The sequence below is a fragment of the Bradyrhizobium sp. SMVTL-02 genome, assembly GCF_051853005.1.
Lineage (GTDB): Bacteria > Pseudomonadota > Alphaproteobacteria > Rhizobiales > Xanthobacteraceae > Bradyrhizobium.
Map to the genome: position 1 here is coordinate 6,566,167 of NZ_CP182469.1, position 17,503 is coordinate 6,583,669.

Consider the following 17,503-nt stretch of genomic DNA (forward strand, 5'->3'; position numbering starts at 1 on the left):
CCACGAATTCAGCGCAAGGAATCAGGCCGCCCGCACCTTGGCGAGGAAGCCGTCCACCGCGTTGCGCAGCGCGCCGGATTGGCTGTCGAGCTCGCGGGCGTTGGTCAGCACGTCGCTTGCCGCCGTGCCGGTCGCCTCCGCGGCCGAGGTGACGCTGCCGATATTGGCGTTGATCTCGCTCGAGCCGGCGGCAACCGACTGGATGTTGCGGGCGATCTCGCGGGTCGCCTCGCCCTGCTGCTCGATCGAGGCGGAAATGCCCGCCGTGATCTCGCTCATCTCGGCGATGGTCTGGGTGATGCCGCCGATCGCCGCGACCGCATCGCTGGTCGAGGTCTGCATCGCCGCGACCTGGGCGGAGATTTCCTCGGTCGCCTTGGCGGTCTGGTTGGCCAGCGCCTTGACCTCGGAGGCGACGACGGCGAAGCCGCGGCCGGACTCGCCGGCGCGGGCCGCCTCGATGGTGGCGTTGAGCGCGAGCAGATTGGTCTGCGCCGCGATCGAGTGAATGAGCTTGACCACCTCGCCGATCTTCTCGGCGCCGGTGGAGAGTTCCTGCACCGTGGCGTTGGTGCGCTCGGCATCGCTGACGGCGCGGCTCGCAACTTCGGTCGAGCGCGTCACCTGGCGTGAGATTTCCGCAACCGAACTCGACAGCTCTTCGGCCGCCGCGGCAACCGTGCCGACATTGCCGGAGGCCTTCGACGAAGCCGCACCGACCGTTGCCGCACGCGCGGAGGCGTCTCTGGCGGTCGCGGTCATCGACTGCGCCGTGGTCTGCATGCCGGCTGCGGCCGAGGAGACCGAGCGGACGATGCCGTTGACGCTGCGCTCGAAGTCGCTGGCGATCGCTTCCATGGCGCTGCGACGTTCCGCCGCGGCGCGTTCCTTGGCGTCCGCCTCGGTCCTCTCGAGATCGCGGATGCGGATTGCGTTGTCCTTGAAGATCTGGACGGTCGCGGCCATCCCGCCGACCTCGTCGCCGCGGCCGACGCCGGGAATCTCACCGTCGAGCTTGCCGTCGGCGAGATCCTTCATGCTGGCACCGAGCAGCGCCAACGGACTGCTGATGCTCCAGCCGAGCATCCAGGCAACGCTGCCGGCGACGATGACGATGCCGAGCACGGCAAGGCCCAGCAGCCAGTAGACCGGCCCCATCTTCTCGTCGATGTCCTCGAGATAGGCGCCGGTGCCGAGATACATCTCGAAACCGGGGACAGCGACGGCGTAGCCGAGCTTACGGATCGGCTTCTCCCGGCCAGGCTTCATGTATTCGTAGAAGAGCAGGATGTCGCCGGTGGCCTTGACGCCGTCCATGATCTCACGTGACAGCTTGCGGCCGTTCGTCTCCACGTCCATGCGGTTGGCGCCGATCTGCTTTGGATCGGGCGCAAGCTGCGTGATGCCGTCATAGCTGGTGCCGAACAGATAGCCGGAGCCCTTGTCGTAAGTCATCGCGTTGCCGTAGCGGCGCAGTTCCGCAAACGCGGCGTCCTTGGTCATCTCGCCGGCATTGACCCGCTTCATCAGCGTCGCGGCATAATTGCGGGCCAGCTCGACGATCGCCTTGGTCTGGCCGATGCGCGCATTCACCATCTCGCGCTTCATCAGGTAGCCGGCGAGAACTCCGGAGATGCACAGGCCGAACAGGGTGACGCCGACAAGGATTCCAAGCTTGGGGGCGATCTTCAGATTGCTCAACTTCACGGGATAGCTCCGGCAACAAAGGACGGCACGCGAGTGGATCGATCGAAATTGAATCAACCTTTAGGGTGAGCCCCCTTAGCAAGTTACTTACGTGCCTCCGTAGAAATCCGGACAATGCCGGCCAAACCGGCAATTTTCACCGGTGTGGACAACCGGCAATTGTACGCACCCGCCGCGATTTCGCGTAAAGACGCAAAGGCCCGGGAGAAAGCCGGGTCACGACAAGAAACCAAATCGGGAGCAGGAAATGCCGAAATACAGGGTGGTGACGCCGAAGGGCGCGAGCTTCACGGTCGCGGGCAGCGATTATTCCTACGAGCGCGAGGCGCTCGATCCGATCGATGCCGAGATCGTCGAAGCCCCCGCGAGTGAGGCCGAGTTCATCGCCACTGCCAAGGATGCCGATGCCATCTATGCCAAGGGCATCCCGATCACCAAGGCCATCATCGACAGCCTGCAGAAGTGCAAGGTCATCACGCTCGGCTCGGTCGGCGTGGACAGCGTCGACGTGAAGGCCGCCACCGCCCGCGGCATTCCCGTCACCAACATCCCTGATACCTTCATCGAGGAGGTCGCCGACCACGCCATGATGCTGCTGCTCGCCGGCTTCCGCCGCCTGGTCGAGCAGGACCGCATGGTGCGTGACGGCCGCTGGGCCGAAGGCCGGCCGGCGCTGCTCAAGATCCCGCGCCTGATGGGCCAGACGCTCGGTTTTATCTCGTTCGGCCGCGTCGCGCGTGCGGTTGCGAAACGCGCGGCGCCCTTCGGCCTGCGCATGATGGCCTACGATCCCTTCATCCAGGAAACGCTGATGTACGACCACGGCGTCATCCCGGCGACATTGAACGAGGTGCTGTCGCAATCCGACTTCGTCTCGATGCACGCACCCGCGCGGCCCGAGGTGCACCACATGCTGACCGAGAAGCACTTCCGGCAGATGAAGAAGGGCTCGATCTTCATCAACACCGGCCGCGGCGCCACGGTGGACGAGGAGAGCCTGATCAAGGCGCTGCAGGAGGGATGGATCGCGCACGCCGCCCTCGACGTGCTGGAGAAGGAACCGCCCTCGCACAACAATCCGCTGCTCGGCATGGAGAACGTGACCCTGACCGCCCATGTCGCCTCGGCCTCGGCACGGTTCGACGAGGCGCGCAAGCGCCGCGTGGGCTACGAATTGTCACTGGTGCTTCAGGGTATGTGGCCGGTAAGCTGCGTCAATCCGTCGGTGCTGCAGAACACCGCGCTCCGCCGCTGGCAGCCCGTCAGCATGGACCGCGGGCCGAACAGCTAGGCGGCCGGCGCGACAGCGCCGAAGACCGGAACGACCCTTCACCGGCGATCAACGCCGGGAAGGGAACACATAGGGAGGTAACTGATGAGGAGCGACATCACACGTCGTGATGCCTTGGCGCTGGGCCTGTCCGCTGCAACGCTTGCGGCCACCGGCGCTGCAGCGCAAACATCCAATATCAAAGCGGCCGATGTCACGGCGCCCAAGCTCGAGATCGAGAAGGGCGCATCCTTGCGCATGCTGCGCCCGGTGCGCTTCGTCCAGGCCGACGAGGACGTGTTCCGCGCCAATGCGGCCAAGTTCAGCAAGGACACCGGGGTCGAGGTCAAGGTCGACTTCGTCGGCTGGGAAGACATCAACCAGCAGACCGCGGTGACCTCGAATTCCGGCGCCGGCCCCGACATCATCATCGGCTTCTCCGACGCACCTCATATCTACATCGACAAGCTGATCGAGCTCACCGACGTCGCCGACTATCTCGGCAAGCGCTATGGCGGCTGGCTGCCGCTGGCGCAACGCTACGGCAAGAAGAACAAGAGCGACACCTGGATCGGACTGCCGTTCGGCGCCACCGCGGGTCCCCTGATCTACCGCAAATCAGTGCTGCAATCGGTCGGCTTCGACAAGGTTCCGGAAGATCATGCCGGCGTGGTCGACCTGTGCCGCAAACTGCACAAGGCCGGCAAGCCGGCCGGCTTCGCGCTCGGCAACGCCAAGGGCGACGGCAACGGCTTCGCCAACTGGGCACTGTGGTCACACAACGCCGCCCTGCTCGACGAGGAAGGCAACGTCACCATCAACAGCAAGGAGACGATCGCCGCGCTGAACTGGGTCAAGGAGCTGTACCCGACCTTCATCGCCGGCACACCGTCCTGGAACGACGTCAGCAACAACCGCGCCTATTCATCGCAGGAGATCTCGCTGACGGCCAACGGCGTCTCGCTTTACTTCTCGCTCAAGAACGACCCCGCAACCAAGGCGATCGCCGAGGACAGCGAGCATCAGCTGCTGCCCAAGGGCCTCGCCAAGGTCTCGCCGATGGCGGGCCTGACGCTGAACGCGATGGTGTTCAAGCACAGCCCGTACCCCAATGCCGCAAAGGCCTTCCTGCAATACATGATGGAAAAGGACCAGTACGAGCCGTGGCTCAACGCCAACTCCGGCTACTGGTCGCAGCCGCTGGCCGCCTATGCCGAGGCCGCCGTGTGGTCGCAGGACCCCAAGGTGAGGGTGTTCAAGGACACGATGAACAGCACCTATTATGACGGCTACAAGGGCCCGATCTCGACCGCGACCGGTGCGGTCAGCGCCGATTATGTGCTGATTCAGATGTGCGCGTCCGTCGCCACCGGCGCTGCCACGCCGGAGGCCGCCGCCGCGGAAGCCGAGCAGCGCTGCAAGCGGTACTTCCGACGGCAGGGCCGGTAATGGCGACGACAAAGCGGCCGTCATTGCGAGGAGCCCTTGCGACGAAGCAATCCAGACTTTCACCGCGGAAGCAGACTGGATTGCTTCGCTTCGCTCGCAATGACGGTGTGGTGACGTTCGAAGACAGGACAACACATTGATGTCCGTGACCACCCTCTCTTCTCCCGCGCTGGCGCAGCGGCGGCCGAACTGGATCGTGCGGCTGTTCGACTACAAGCCGTTCCTGATCGCGATGTGCCTTGCGCCGGCGCTCGGGCTGCTCACCGTCTTCCTCACCTATCCGCTCGGCCTCGGCGTCTGGCTCGCCTTCACCGACACCACGATCGGACGGCGCGGCGTCTTCGTCGGCCTCGAGAACTTCCAGTACCTGCTCACCGACCCCTTGTGGTGGAACGCGGTGTTCTACAGCGTGTTCTACACGGGGATCGCGACCTTCGGGAAGTTCGCGCTCGGCTTCTGGCTCGCGCTGCTGCTGAACAACCATTTCCCGTTCAAGAGCGTGCTGCGCGCCATCGTGCTGTTGCCCTGGATCGTGCCGACGGTGCTCTCGGCGCTGGCATTCTGGTGGATCTACGATCCGCAGTTCTCGATCATCTCGTACCTGCTGGTCGACGTGCTGCACTGGAAGTCGAGCAATATCGACTTCCTCGGCTCGCCCTGGCCGGCGCGGTTCTCGCTGATCGCCGCCAACATCTGGCGCGGCATTCCCTTCGTCGCGATCTCGCTGCTGGCGGGCCTGCAGACCATCTCGCCCTCGCTCTACGAGGCCGCTATGCTCGACGGCGCCAGCGCCTGGCAGCGCTTCCGCTACATCACCTTCCCGATGATGATGCCGATCCTCGCCATCGTGATGACGTTCTCGATCATCTTCACCTTCACCGACTTCCAGCTCGTCTACGCCATCACCCGCGGCGGCCCGGTGAACTCGACCCATCTGCTGGCGACGCTGGCGTTCCAGCGCGGCATCGCCGGCGGCGAGCTCGGCGAAGGCGCCGCGATCGCGGTGTCGATGATCCCGTTCCTGGTTTTCGCGACGCTGTTCTCCTATTTCGGCCTGGCGCGCCGCAAATGGCAGCAGGGAGAGGCCAATGACTGACACCGTCGCGCAAGGCTCCGCCGGCGCCAAAGCCGCACCGGACACCATGGCCTGGGATTCCGGGCTGCGGCGGCTGATGATGATCTATCTGCCGCTCGGCTGCTTCGTGCTGATCCTGCTGTTTCCGTTCTACTGGATGGCGATCACCTCGTTCAAGCCGAACGCAGAGCTGATGAACTACCGGGACAACAACCCGTTCTGGATCTCCTCGCCGACGCTCGCCCACATCAAGCACCTCCTGTTCAACACCGCCTATCCGCACTGGCTGAAGACGACGATGCTGGTCGCCATCGGCTCGACCACGCTGTCGCTGATCGCGAGCACGCTGGCGGCCTATGCGATCGAACGCCTGCGCTTCCGCGGCAGTCCCTATGTCGGCCTCGGCATCTATCTCGCCTATCTCGTGCCGCCCTCGATCCTGTTCATTCCGCTCGCCACCGTCGTGGTGCAGTTCGGCCTGTTCGACTCGCCGCTGGCGCTGATCCTGGTCTATCCGACCTTCCTGGTGCCGTTCTGCACCTGGCTCCTGATCGGCTACTTCAAGTCGATCCCCTACGAGCTCGAGGAATGCGCGCTGGTCGACGGCGCGACGCGCCTCCAGATCCTGCGCCGGATCACGCTGCCGCTGGCGGTGCCCGGCCTGATCTCGGCCGGAATCTTCTCCTTCACACTGTCCTGGAACGAGTTCATCTACGCGCTCGCCTTCATCCAGAGCGGCGCCAACAAGACCGTGCCGGTCGCGATCCTCACCGAGCTCGTCACCGGCGACGTCTACCAATGGGGCGCGCTGATGGCGGGCTCGCTGCTCGGCTCGCTGCCGGTCGCGATCTTCTACTCGTTGTTCGTGGACTACTACGTGTCCTCGCTGACCGGTGCGGTAAAGGAGTAGCGAGCCACCGCATACATTCGCAGCGGATCGTGCAATCCTGGTAGACCGATGACGTGCCTGGCCGCACTCTGCCGTGTTAACGGCGGGGCGACCGTTCAGACCATCGATACTCGCCCCAGAAAGCGGGCATCGCATGGGATCGACCAAACTCCCTCCATTGTCCCGGCGGGGATTTTGCCTGTGTTGCGTCGGCGGTGCTTTCGCGGCCACCACGGGATGGCTCACCCCGAGGCAAGTCTTCGCAGAGGCACGCGGCCTCGTCAGCCTGATCAAGGATAGCGCAGCCACGTCGCCGATCACGACCCGCAAGCTGCGCAGCAATATCAGCGTCCTCGAAGGATCCGGCGGCAACATCGCCGTGCTGACCGGGCCCGACGGCAAGCTTCTCGTCGACGGCGGAATCGGCGTCTCGCGTCCCCGGCTGAGCCAGGCGCTGGCCGGGCTCGGCAGCGAGCCGGTGGAGCATCTGATCAATACGCATTGGCACTTCGATCATACCGACGGCAATGAATGGCTGCACGCGGCCGGCGCGAAAATCATCGCCCAGGACAACACCCGCAAGCATCTCTCCGGCATCCAGCGGGTCGAGGACTGGGATTACAATTTCCTGGCCTCTCCGGCGGGCGCCATTCCGACCGAGGTCTTCGCCAAGGAGCACCATCTCAAGCTCAACGGCGCATCGATTGCCTTGAGATATTACGGCCCCGCCCACACCGACGGCGACATCTCGGTGATGTTCACTGAAGCCAACATCCTTCACACGGGCGACACCTACTGGAACGGCATCTATCCCTTCATCGACCATTCGACCGGCGGCAGCATCGACGGCATGATCGCGGCGTCCGACGCAAATCTGGCCGCGGCCAAAGCTGACACCATCATCATCCCCGGCCACGGCAGGCCCGTCAGCAACAAGGCCGAACTGCAGGAATTCCGCGACATGCTGGTCGCGATCAGGGACAATGTCGGTAATCTCAAGAAGCAGGGGAAAACGCGCGACGAGGCGGTTGCCGCGAAGCCGACGGCTTCCTTCGACGCGAAGTGGGGACAGTTCGTCATCGATCCCAGCTTCTTCACAAGGCTGGTCTACGAAAGCGCGTGAGACGCGGCGCGCGGTATGGGAATAACCCGAGCCTGCGGCCTTCCCGGTTTCACAAACCTGCAATACGCCATCCGCATAAGGCGTGCGTCCGCTGACAGGAGACGCCCATGCTTCCCGAAGGCGAAGTAAGACTCTCTCCCTCTCTCCGTTCTTGCGGGGAGAGGGTTGGAGCCGATAGCGGCGCCTCACCCTCGGTCATTGCGAGCGCAGCGAAACAATCCAGAATCTTTCCGCGGAGACATTCTGGATTGCTTCGCTGCGCTCGCAATGACGAGGATAGAACTCCATTCCCGCACTCTCGATGAGTTCGTGGAGACAGCCCTTCAGCCAAGCTCTCCCCGCAAGCCTACGGGAGGTGAAGTGCCCCTACCCCGCCGGCACGATCACCATGCCCTTGTCCTTCGGCCAGCGGACGCGCCAGGCGAAGTTGATGTCCCGGGCTTCGCCCGGCCTGGCGTCGAACGACCATTCCAGCACGCCGCGCTTGTCGCGGATGTTGCTTGCGGTCGGCGCCGTGGTCGAGGGCAGCATCTCGACGACGATGTCCTCGTTCTCGCTGACCGGCAGCTGGTCCTCGATCGCGACCTTGATCGGGAAATCGTGGCCGTTGCGGATCGTGGTCTTGAACGAGCGCTCGTCGGTCTTCGACGTCGTGACGAGCAGGCCGGCCGAGCCTTCGTTGCGCTTGAGCACGGCGCGCTCGATCTTGACCTTGTCGTCGGCGCCGAAGCCGAGCCGCACGATGTCGTCCTTGGCCGAGGCCGAAATCTTGCCGCGGCCCACGAAGACGCCGTCGCGATGGATCGCGACCTTGCCCGGCAGCAGGGTGGTGTTGTCGGTCTGCTTGAAGCTGGCTTCGAGGAAGGCGGTGGGATCCAGCACGGGCGCGGCGCGTACGGCGAGATCGACGGGCACGTCCATCGCAGCGATACGCAGGCTCTTGGCGCCTTCGGCCGCGCCGAGGCTGACGCGGCCGGGGATTTTGAACGTCGCCTGGAAGTCGCCGATCTCCGCAACGGCTTCCTGTTCGTCGGCACCTTGGGCCGGCAGATCAAATTCGTCCCGGCTTCGTGCCGCCTCCATCTTTCGCAGCATTGGTGCGGGAGCGGCGGGACGCGCCAGATCCGACGCCGTACCGAGCGCCGTCGGCTTCGGCACCTGCGGATATGCGCGAGCAGCGAACCCAGCTCCGGCGCGCTGCCGCCACGGCCGATCCGGACGGTGGAGACGCCCAGCGTCACGTTCGACCAGTCCTCGCCAGTCGATTGCGTGATCTCGGCGCGGCGGACCAGCTCGAGCTGGGGCTTGCGATCCTTGGTACCGGTATCGAGCCTCGCATCGTAGAGCGGCAGCCAGCGCGCATTGCGCACATTGTAAGTCACCCGCAAGGTCGCCCTGGTCGCGGCTGTGGCGGCAACGTCCATGCGGACCTCGAGCTTGCTCGGTGGCTTGGCCTTGCGTTCGACATTGAGCTCGGCGATCTGCCGGTCGATCTCGCGCATCCTGCGTGTGGCATCACGGATTGCGGTATCGGCGCTCGCAATTTCGTCGCCGACTGCGGTAAAGGCCGTACGCCATTCGGCGATCGGCCGCGCCTCGCCCTTCTCGCCGATGCCGACGGGGGCGGCTTCCGCAAAATGCTCGGCAAACTTGCGCCGTGCGTTGGCCGAGTCGATTGCGCCCTGCAGGTCGGCGCGCTGGTCGTTCAGCGCCTCGATGCGCTTTTCCAGCTCGGGCAGGCTGACCGCCGCCACGCGCGGCGGCCGCGCATCGATCGTGCCGATGGTGAGCTTTGCTCCGCCTTCACCCTCCACGCGGATGGAGGACGTATCGAGACCGAGCGGAAAGTCCTTGGCCACCAGCGTCGAATCACCGGACGGCAGATCGACCATGATGACGCGGGTGACAGTGGCGCCATCGGGGTAAACGGTGACGGCGTCGATCGCCGAATTGGCGTCCAGATCGGCGGCCCATGACGGCGACGCGAAGGCCGTGGTCACCAGAACCAGGCTCGTCGTTGCCAAACAACTTGCGGTGATGCGCATAAAGTCCCTCCTGCCGTATCGCCGCGCCGCCAGCCGGACGCGCGATCAAAATGCCTCGCCAACATGGTTGGACGCGGCAGCGAAGGAACCGGTTCGATTGAGGTTTCCGTGGGGCGCCGCGACGGCGGCACCAAGGCCGCGGAACGTGCCGGAGACCTTAAACCTGGGTGGGCGAGTCCTGACCGAAGATGCGGCGGAGCAGATCGGTCACGTTCCTGGCGCTGGCCTTCTTCAGGATGCTGGCGCGGTAGCCTTCGACCGTCCGGGCGCTGAGATGCATGCGGCGGGCGATCTCCTTGTTGGTGAGGCCGGCGGCAAGATGCTCGAGCACGTCGCCTTCGCGTCCGGTCAGGGGCTCGCAGCCAGGCAGCCAGCGCTGCCGGTTCGCGCCGGGCTGCGCCACTTCGTCGATGGCGGCATCGATCCGACCAACGATGTCGTGAGTGCGGAACGGCTTCTCGATGAAGTCCGTCGCGCCGCTCCTGATCGCGTCGACCGCCATGGCGATGCTGCCGTTGGCAGACGTCACCAGCACCGGCGCAATGCAATTCTCCTCGCGCAACCGCTTGAGCACGTCGAGGGCGGAGCGATCCGGCGGCATCTCCAGCAGCACGCAGGCGGGCATCCGTGCCTTGGCTTCCGAGAGCAGAGACTCCCCGTCGGCGAAGCAAATCACGTCATAGGCGCTCTGTTGGAGCGCGGCGGACAATTGTTCGCGGGTGGCAGCGTCAGCGTCGATGACGAATACCTCACCCTTGGAAAGCAAGTTCCCCGGCATATCCCGATCCAGCGATGTCTTGGTCAAAGCGTCCGAGACGGCTGGGGGCACCGTCGCGCCCGCCGTCATGCGCACGGCATTCACGCCCGTGCTTCGGTTTCCCTTATGTATGTTCCATGCCGTTCCCGGATTTGACGGGTCGGGACAGAAACTTTACATTTCGGGACATCTGCGGGGAACGGCTGACGGAACGGTTCGCATGACCGACCTCATTCGCAGCGCAGGCTTGAGCTTTTACCCGGAGGTCGCCCGGTCAGTCGGGCTCGACCCCAGGCAGATGATGCGCAAGGTCCGGCTGCCGCCGGCTGTGCTGGACAAGCCCGACACGCCGATTGCAGTGAGCAGCCTGCGCCGTCTGCTCGAATTGTCGGCAGAGGCCTCGGGTGCCGAAGATTTCGGCTTGCGCCTCGCCGAGCGTGGCGGTCTCACCAATTTCGGCGCGGTCGGCCTGATCGTGCGCGAACAGGCGACCGTCGGTGACGCCATCAAGGCGTTCTCGCGCTTCATCCATGTCCATCACGACGGCATGAAGCTCGTCGTGACCAGCGACAAGCAGACCGTGACCATCACGCTGCATTTGCGCGGCCGGCAGCCGACCGCGCCGCGACAATCGATCGACATGGCGCTTGGCAGCGTCCACCGCATCATCCAGTCGCTGTTCGGCAGCGATTGGCGCCCGCAGGAAGTGCATCTGCATTATCCGCCGCCGCACGACCGCAAGCGCTACCGCGACTTCTATGGTTGCCGGGTGACCTTCAATGCGGATGACGATGCGATCCTGCTGGCGGCGCACGACATGGAGCGTCGCATCCCGAGCGCGCATCCCCTGATCGCGAACTATTTACGCAAGCGGATCGAGGCGATCGAGACGCGGCCGGCAAGCTGGGAGGCAAAGGTCGACGAAGTGGTGCGGACCCTGCTCGCCAGTGGCGACTGCACCGTCGAGCGCGTGGCCGAGCATCTCGCCTGCACCCGCCGCACCATCCACCGCCGCCTCGCCGCGTCAGGCACCAGCTTCTCGGCCATCCTCGACGCGCAGCGCGCCGATCTCGTGATCCAGCTGATCGACGATCCCGATCGGCCGCTGGCCGATATCGCCGCGCAACTCGGCTTCTCCGCACAAAGCGCGATGGCCCGCTGGTTCCGCGGCCGCTTCGGCTGCACCATCACCGCGTGGCGCAAGGGTGTGCGGCCACTGGAAAAAGCGACCGATATCCCCTCGGCGAGCGCAGCTTGATCCACCTCTCCCCGCAGCGGAGAGGTGAAAGCTACACCGCCCTGCTGTGCAGCTGCTTTCCCGGATCCAGATGCGCGTCGAACGCGGCGGCGACGCTGCGGACCAGGAAGCGCGAGTCGTTTGCGACAGCGAGCCGGTCGCCGTCCAGCCTCACGACGCCGTCCGAGATCAGCGGCTTCAGACGCGAGGCCGATTTGAGCATCGCGCCGGCCTCGACACCATGGCGCGCGCAGATGTCGCCGAGATCGGCGCTGAACTCGCACATGATCCGCTCGATGATGTCGGCACGCAGGCGGTCGTCGTCGGTGAGCCCGTAACCCTTGGCGGTGGCGAGGCGGCCGGCGGCGATGCCTTGCGCATAGGCGCCGATCTGCACCTCGTTCTGCACGTATCCCTGCGAAAGATGCCCGATCGCACTCGCACCGAAACCGAGCAGGACTTCACCCCTGTCGGTGGTATAGCCCTGGAAATTGCGCCGCAGCGTGCGCTCCCTGAAGGCCACGGCCATGGCATCGCCGGGCCGGGCGAAATGATCGAGCCCGATCTGCACGTAGCCGGCCTCCTTCAGCGCATCGGCGATGGCGCAGGCCTGGTCGTGACGCGCAAGACCGTCAGGCAGCACCGCCTCGTTGACCATGCGCTGGTGCTTCTTGAAGGCAGGCACGTGCGCATAGCCGAACACCGAGAAGCGGTCGGGTGCGAGCTCGAGCGCGCGCCGCACGGTATCGAGGCACGAGGCGACGGTCTGATGCGGCAGCCCGTAGATCAGATCGAAATTGACGCCTGCGATGCCGGCGCCCCGGAGCATGTCGACCACATCAGCCGTCTGCTCGAAGCTCTGCACGCGGTTGATGGCGCGCTGCACGACGGGGTCGAAGCTCTGCACCCCCAGGCTGGCGCGATTGACGCCGGACAGCCGCATGGCCTCGACCATGTCGGCGGTCAGCGTGCGCGGGTCGATTTCGACCGCGATCTCCGCCGACGGCAGCACGAAGAACGACTGGCGCATGGCCGCCATCAACTCGACAAAGGCTTCCGGTGCCATGATCGTCGGCGTGCCGCCGCCGAAATGGATATGCTCGACCTTGATGCGGCGGCCGATGGTTTCGGCCACTTGCGCGATCTCGCTGCGCAGCGTCCGCTGGTAGGCCGCGATCAGCTCGTCGCGTCGCACGATCTGGGTATGGCAGCCGCAATACCAGCACATCTCGCGGCAGAACGGCACGTGCAGGTAGAGCGAGGCGCTGGCACCGGCAGGGAGCTCGGACAGCCACCGGGCGTAGCTATCGGCGCCGATCGCCGGCGAGAAGTGCGGCGCGGTCGGATAGCTCGTATAGCGCGGCAATCTCTCTTCGCCGTAGCTCGCTGCGAGATCAGTCCTCATGTCTTACCCATTCGTAAACCAACGCCGCGGGGTGGCGGGGGCAAATCCTGGATGCATTAGATCCGTTTCCGGACAAGCGACCTTGCGCTCGCTCAAAGTTGGGGCGCCGGAATTCGGCCGATGATGGCGTTTAAACGGGAGTGGACCTCGACCGGTTTCGTGCGCTCGCGTGTCGACGAGGCGGGCAATGCCGACCGACCGTGAATTGCGGCGTGCGCATCGCCGAAGGGGCGCACCGCGCCTACGTCACCGACTTCATCCGCGACGCGCTCGCCGGCGGCTGCCCAAGGCGTGCCGCCCGCCAATCCCGGCTTCCGTCTGGTACGGGAGGAGCCGTCACGGGTCGCGACCGTGTCGGCAAGATGGGGCAAGGTGTGGGCGAGGTCGTAGCGTCACCACAGCGTGAAATGAACACCGGCAGCGCCGCGCACTGCGTCATTGCGAGCGAAGCGAAGCAATCCAGAAGCTCTCCTTTGAGAAAGCCTGGATTGCTTCGTCGCAAGGGCTCCTCGCAATGACGGTGTGGAAACAGCCGCGTAGCCCCCTCAAATCTCCCGCGCGAACATGCGAAAGCCGGGCGCGCCGATGATTGCCTCGAAGGCGGGATCGCGCTTCTCATCCGCGAAGACGAATCCGGCCCCGGCATAGGCGCAGGCGACCGCGATGCGCGCGATGAAATCGCGGCACTGCGCCTCAGGCCAGCCAAGCGCGACGTCGAACCAGCCGCGCGAGCGATAGCCGCGCTGGGCCGAAAGGATAGTTTGAACGATGAAACCGGCGTCGTCGGGACGCGCAGACCGTGTCGTCATGCGCGCCCCATTCTCGAAGACTTCAGGCGTTCTTCAGCGCGACGCGGAACTCGGCTTCGGTCTTGGCCTTGACCTCGTCGAGCGAGACGCCGTCGGCGAGCTCGATCAGGGCCATGCCGCCGTCGCCGTGCTTGTCGATGGTGAATACGGCAAGATCAGTGACGACCATGTCGACCACACGCTCGCCGGTCAGCGGCAGGTTGCACTGCTTCAGCAGCTTCGGGCCGTCCTTGGCCGAATGCTCCATCACCACGACGACGCGCTTGACGCCCGCGACGAGGTCCATCGCGCCGCCCATGCCCTTGACCATCTTGCCCGGGATCATCCAGTTGGCGAGGTCGCCGTTCTGGGCCACCTGCATGGCGCCGAGAATCGAGAGATCCATGTGGCCGCCGCGGATCATGCCGAAGGAATCCGCGCTCGAGAAATACGAGGTCGAGGGCAGCTCGCTCACGGTCTGCTTGCCGGCGTTGATCAGATCCGCGTCCACCTCGTCTTCATAGGGGAACGGGCCCATGCCGAGCATGCCGTTCTCGCTCTGCAAGGAGACGTCCATGCCGTCGGGGATGTAGTTCGAGACCAGCGTCGGGATGCCGATGCCGAGATTGACGTAGTAGCCGTCACGCAATTCCTTTGCGGCGCGCGCAGCCATCTGTTCACGGGTCCAGGCCATTGTTGAGCTCCAGTCGATTCTTTAGCGGCGCATGATCTGATAGGAAAACCGGTGTCCACTTTTCCGCATCATGCACTCGGGCGCGGGCGGGTGTTGCGGAATTCGATGCGCTTCTTGGCCGTGCCGACCTCGACGATGCGCTTCACGAAGATGCCGGGCGTATGGATGTGGTCGGGGTTGAGTTCGCCGGCCGGAACCAGGTGCTCGACCTCGGCCACCGTGATCTTGGCGGCGGTCGCCATCATCGGGTTAAAGTTGCGCGCGGTCTTGCGGTAGATCAGGTTGCCGGCGGTGTCGCCCTTCCAGGCGTGCACGATGGCGAGGTCGGCGAACAGGCCGCGCTCCATCAGGTACTTCTCGCCGTCGAACTCCTTCACTTCCTTGCCTTCGGCGATCAGCGTGCCGACGCCGGTCTTGGTGTAGAAGGCCGGGATTCCGGCGCCGCCGGCGCGGATGCGCTCGGCCAGCGTGCCCTGCGGGTTGAATTCGAGTTCCAGCTCGCCGGCGAGGAATTGCTGGGCGAACAGCTTGTTCTCGCCCACATAGGACGAGATCATCTTCTTGATCTGCCGGGTTTCCAGCAGGCGGCTGAGCCCGATGCCGTCGACGCCGGCATTGTTGGAGACGACCGTCAGCCCCTTGACGCCCGATTCGCGGATCGCGTCCGACAGCTCCTCGGCAATGCCGCAGAGGCCGAAGCCCCCCGACATGATCATCATGTTGTCTTTCAGAATACCGTCGAGCGCCGACCTGGCGTCGGGATAGACCTTGTTCATGCAAAAAACCTCGACTGAACCTTCGGCTTGAAGTCGCCGCGCCTCATTGGTGGCGATTATTAGGCGAAATCCTCCAAAGCCGTCAATGATACGGGGTTCTCCGCTCCACGGGGCGATGGTAGAAGCTGCCCATGGCGTGGGCAGAACCGCCCCCGCGGCCTTGAAAGCGACAAGAAAACCCATCAAGTTGCGGCACTTAACTAACACGACTTGTGACTAACAAGACTTGTAACCTGACAAACTTGTAGCCTAACAAACCTTGGCCGCGGGGCGCGCAGGTTTCCCGGCCCGCCTTCTGGACCAACAACCAACCCGATCAGGACATGCCATTGACCATGGCCCAAGGAATGAAGCGCCTCGGGACGCCGATCGCGGCGCTGCTCGGCGTCGCGCTGATCGCCGTGGTCGCGACCTCATGGCTCATTAACCGCGAGGCGCTGCGCAAGGCGGTGGAGGCGCAGATCCGCGACGTCACCGGCCTCGAGCTCAACGTTGCAGGCAGCATCGACATTTCGGTGCTGCCAGCGAGCTACATCTCCTTTCATGACGTCGGCCTGAAGGGCGGCGGCACCAGCCATCCCGCGCTCCATGTCGACGTGCTCACCGCCAATCTGCGGCTGCTGCCACTGCTGCTGCAGCGCTTCGAGATCGCCGACCTGACGCTGCTCAGGCCGCGCATCCATGTCAGCCTCAAGCCGGACGGCGAGAGCAACTGGACGCCGTTCATCCAGACCATTGCGCGCACCATGAAGCCCGGGGCCGACAACCAGGTGTCGTTCTCCGAGATCAGGATCCAGGACGGCGTGCTCAACTACGAGGATGCAGCCACCCGCGCCACCGAGAAGTTCGAGGACATCGACCTGTCGCTGGCCTGGCCGTCGATCTCGCGCTCCTTTGCCGCGACCGGGCAGTTCGACTGGCGCGGCGAGCGCGTCGACGGCTCGATCAGCTTTTCCGATTTCGTCGCCGCCCTCTCCGGCGACCGGTCCGGCCTGAAGGCGCGGATCGCCAGCGCGCCGCTCAAGCTCGCCTTCGACGGCAGCGTCGCCAACCGCACCAGCCCGATGATGGAGGGCACGCTCACCATCGACAGCCCGTCCCTGCGCAGCGCGCTGCGCTGGACCGGACAGCCGCAGCCGGCCAGCGGCGGCTTCGGCCGCTTCGCGCTGAAAGCGCGCGCCAATGTGGTGGGCGCCTCGATCGCGCTCACCAATGTCAACGTCGAGCTCGACGGCAACGCCGCCGAGGGCGTCATGACCTACGCCAATAACGGAAGGCAGACGCTGCAGGCGACGCTCGCCGCCGACGCGCTCGACTTCACACCTTATATCTCCACCTTCCGCCTGCTCGCGAGCGGCGCCCGCGACTGGAACAGGCAGCTGTTCGATCTCAACGGCCTGTCGACCGCCGACCTCGACATGCGCCTGTCGGCGGCGCGACTGACCGTCGGACCGACGAAGCTCGGCCGCACCGCGATCGGCGCCAATCTGCGCAACGGCACGCTGGCGCTCTCTGTGGGCGAGGCCCAGGTCTATGGCGGCATCGCCAAGGGCTCGTTCGGCATCGCGCGCGCCGACAGCGTCGCGGACATCAAGGCGCAATTCCAGTTCACCGACGTCGACCTGCAGGCCTGCGCCACCGAGCTATTCGGCCTCAACAAGCTGTCCGGCCGCGGCAACATCAACGTCTCCCTCCTTGCCTCCGGCTCGAGCCCGTTCGGCCTCGTGCAGTCGCTCGACGGCTCCGCCACGGTCACCGGCCATGACGGCGCGATCTCGGGCTTCAATGCCGAGCAGCTCCTGAAGCGGCTCGAGCGGCGGCCGCTGTCCGGCGGCGGCAATTTCCGCAGCGGCTCGACCCCTTACGACAACCTCACCATCGCGGTGAAATTCTCCGACGGCATCGCCACCGCCGAAGACATCCGCGTCGAGGGGCCGGCAGCGAAGATCACGCTCACCGGCACCGCATCGGTGCCGACGCGCGAATACGACATGAAGGGCGTGGCGAGCCTCAACAGTGCGTCGGGCTTCGAATTGCCGTTCGTGGTGCAGGGGCCCTGGGATGATCCGCTGATCTTCCCCGATCCGGAAAGCCTGATCCGCCGCTCGCCGGCTTCCGCGCCCCTGCTCGACATGCTGAAGGACCGCAAGGGGAGCGATGCCGTGCGCTCCGCCATCGAGCGCATCACAGGCGCCGGCAAGCGTCCCGCACCGGCAGAATCCCCGACGGCGGAGAACGCCAAAGAAAACGCCAAGGAAAACGCCAAGTCCAACTAGAAGGGTCGGCAC

14 protein-coding genes and 2 pseudogenes are annotated in these 17,503 nt (G+C 65.0%); 8 read left to right on the forward strand and 8 right to left on the reverse strand.

From position 1 onward, the window contains the following. Positions 1-21: 21 nt before the first annotated feature. On the reverse strand, positions 22-1,707 hold the full coding sequence (locus ACNJYB_RS31355; protein WP_439370397.1) for a methyl-accepting chemotaxis protein: 1,686 nt from the start codon (positions 1,705-1,707) through the stop codon (positions 22-24). Positions 1,708-1,954: 247 nt separating this feature from the next. Between ACNJYB_RS31355 and ACNJYB_RS31360 the strand changes: the two genes are divergently transcribed. The 5 genes from ACNJYB_RS31360 to ACNJYB_RS31380 all read left to right on the forward strand — a co-directional run bounded on the left by ACNJYB_RS31360 (position 1,955) and on the right by ACNJYB_RS31380 (position 7,513). Continuing rightward, positions 1,955-2,998, forward strand: a complete 1,044-nt coding sequence (locus tag ACNJYB_RS31360) for a C-terminal binding protein (RefSeq protein ID WP_439370398.1) — start codon at positions 1,955-1,957, stop codon at positions 2,996-2,998. A gap of 84 nt (positions 2,999-3,082) precedes the next feature. Next, positions 3,083-4,426 carry an ABC transporter substrate-binding protein gene (locus tag ACNJYB_RS31365; protein WP_439370399.1) on the forward strand — a complete coding sequence of 448 codons (1,344 nt, stop codon included), beginning with the start codon at positions 3,083-3,085 and terminating at the stop codon, positions 4,424-4,426. Between the two features lie 139 nt (positions 4,427-4,565). Further along, on the forward strand, positions 4,566-5,522 hold the full coding sequence (locus tag ACNJYB_RS31370; RefSeq protein ID WP_439370400.1) for a carbohydrate ABC transporter permease: 957 nt from the start codon (positions 4,566-4,568) through the stop codon (positions 5,520-5,522). Next, positions 5,515-6,411 carry a carbohydrate ABC transporter permease gene (locus ACNJYB_RS31375; protein ID WP_439370401.1) on the forward strand — a complete coding sequence of 299 codons (897 nt, stop codon included), beginning with the start codon at positions 5,515-5,517 and terminating at the stop codon, positions 6,409-6,411. The genes ACNJYB_RS31370 and ACNJYB_RS31375 overlap by 8 nt, the downstream gene beginning before the upstream one ends. Before the next feature lie 133 nt (positions 6,412-6,544). Continuing rightward, positions 6,545-7,513 carry an MBL fold metallo-hydrolase gene (locus ACNJYB_RS31380; RefSeq protein ID WP_439370402.1) on the forward strand — a complete coding sequence of 323 codons (969 nt, stop codon included), beginning with the start codon at positions 6,545-6,547 and terminating at the stop codon, positions 7,511-7,513. Positions 7,514-7,879: 366 nt separating this feature from the next. On the opposite strand, the gene ACNJYB_RS31385 is transcribed toward ACNJYB_RS31380, so the two are convergent. The 3 genes and pseudogenes from ACNJYB_RS31385 to ACNJYB_RS31395 all read right to left on the reverse strand — a co-directional run bounded on the left by ACNJYB_RS31385 (position 7,880) and on the right by ACNJYB_RS31395 (position 10,336). Continuing rightward, positions 7,880-8,608, reverse strand: a complete 729-nt coding sequence (locus ACNJYB_RS31385) for a mucoidy inhibitor MuiA family protein (protein ID WP_439375690.1) — start codon at positions 8,606-8,608, stop codon at positions 7,880-7,882. 35 nt (positions 8,609-8,643) lie between these two features. Continuing rightward, positions 8,644-9,558 (reverse strand): annotated as a pseudogene (locus ACNJYB_RS31390) (mucoidy inhibitor MuiA family protein); the annotation flags it as partial. Between the two features lie 157 nt (positions 9,559-9,715). Further along, positions 9,716-10,336, reverse strand: a complete 621-nt coding sequence (locus ACNJYB_RS31395; RefSeq protein ID WP_439370403.1) for a response regulator transcription factor — start codon at positions 10,334-10,336, stop codon at positions 9,716-9,718. 199 nt (positions 10,337-10,535) lie between these two features. Between ACNJYB_RS31395 and ACNJYB_RS31400 the strand changes: the two genes are divergently transcribed. After that, positions 10,536-11,573, forward strand: coding sequence for an AraC family transcriptional regulator (locus ACNJYB_RS31400; protein WP_439370404.1), 1,038 nt, complete (start codon positions 10,536-10,538; stop codon positions 11,571-11,573). 31 nt (positions 11,574-11,604) lie between these two features. On the opposite strand, the gene hemN is transcribed toward ACNJYB_RS31400, so the two are convergent. Next, positions 11,605-12,957, reverse strand: a complete 1,353-nt coding sequence (gene hemN, locus ACNJYB_RS31405) for an oxygen-independent coproporphyrinogen III oxidase (protein WP_439370405.1) — start codon at positions 12,955-12,957, stop codon at positions 11,605-11,607. A gap of 135 nt (positions 12,958-13,092) precedes the next feature. Here hemN and ACNJYB_RS31410 point away from each other — a divergent pair. After that, positions 13,093-13,347: pseudogene (locus ACNJYB_RS31410) on the forward strand (formylglycine-generating enzyme family protein); the annotation flags it as partial. A 155-nt stretch (positions 13,348-13,502) separates the two neighbouring features. Here ACNJYB_RS31410 and ACNJYB_RS31415 read toward each other — a convergent pair. The 3 genes from ACNJYB_RS31415 to ACNJYB_RS31425 all read right to left on the reverse strand — a co-directional run bounded on the left by ACNJYB_RS31415 (position 13,503) and on the right by ACNJYB_RS31425 (position 15,215). Beyond that, complete coding sequence (locus ACNJYB_RS31415; protein ID WP_439370406.1) at positions 13,503-13,766, reverse strand: hypothetical protein; 264 nt, start codon at positions 13,764-13,766, stop codon at positions 13,503-13,505. A gap of 22 nt (positions 13,767-13,788) precedes the next feature. Continuing rightward, complete coding sequence (locus ACNJYB_RS31420; RefSeq protein ID WP_212430967.1) at positions 13,789-14,439, reverse strand: 3-oxoacid CoA-transferase subunit B; 651 nt, start codon at positions 14,437-14,439, stop codon at positions 13,789-13,791. Between the two features lie 68 nt (positions 14,440-14,507). Further along, positions 14,508-15,215 carry a CoA transferase subunit A gene (locus tag ACNJYB_RS31425; RefSeq protein WP_439370407.1) on the reverse strand — a complete coding sequence of 236 codons (708 nt, stop codon included), beginning with the start codon at positions 15,213-15,215 and terminating at the stop codon, positions 14,508-14,510. 335 nt (positions 15,216-15,550) lie between these two features. On the opposite strand from ACNJYB_RS31425, the gene ACNJYB_RS31430 reads away from it, so the two are divergent. Next, positions 15,551-17,491, forward strand: coding sequence for an AsmA family protein (locus tag ACNJYB_RS31430; protein WP_439375691.1), 1,941 nt, complete (start codon positions 15,551-15,553; stop codon positions 17,489-17,491). The last annotated feature ends 12 nt before the right edge of the window (positions 17,492-17,503 follow it).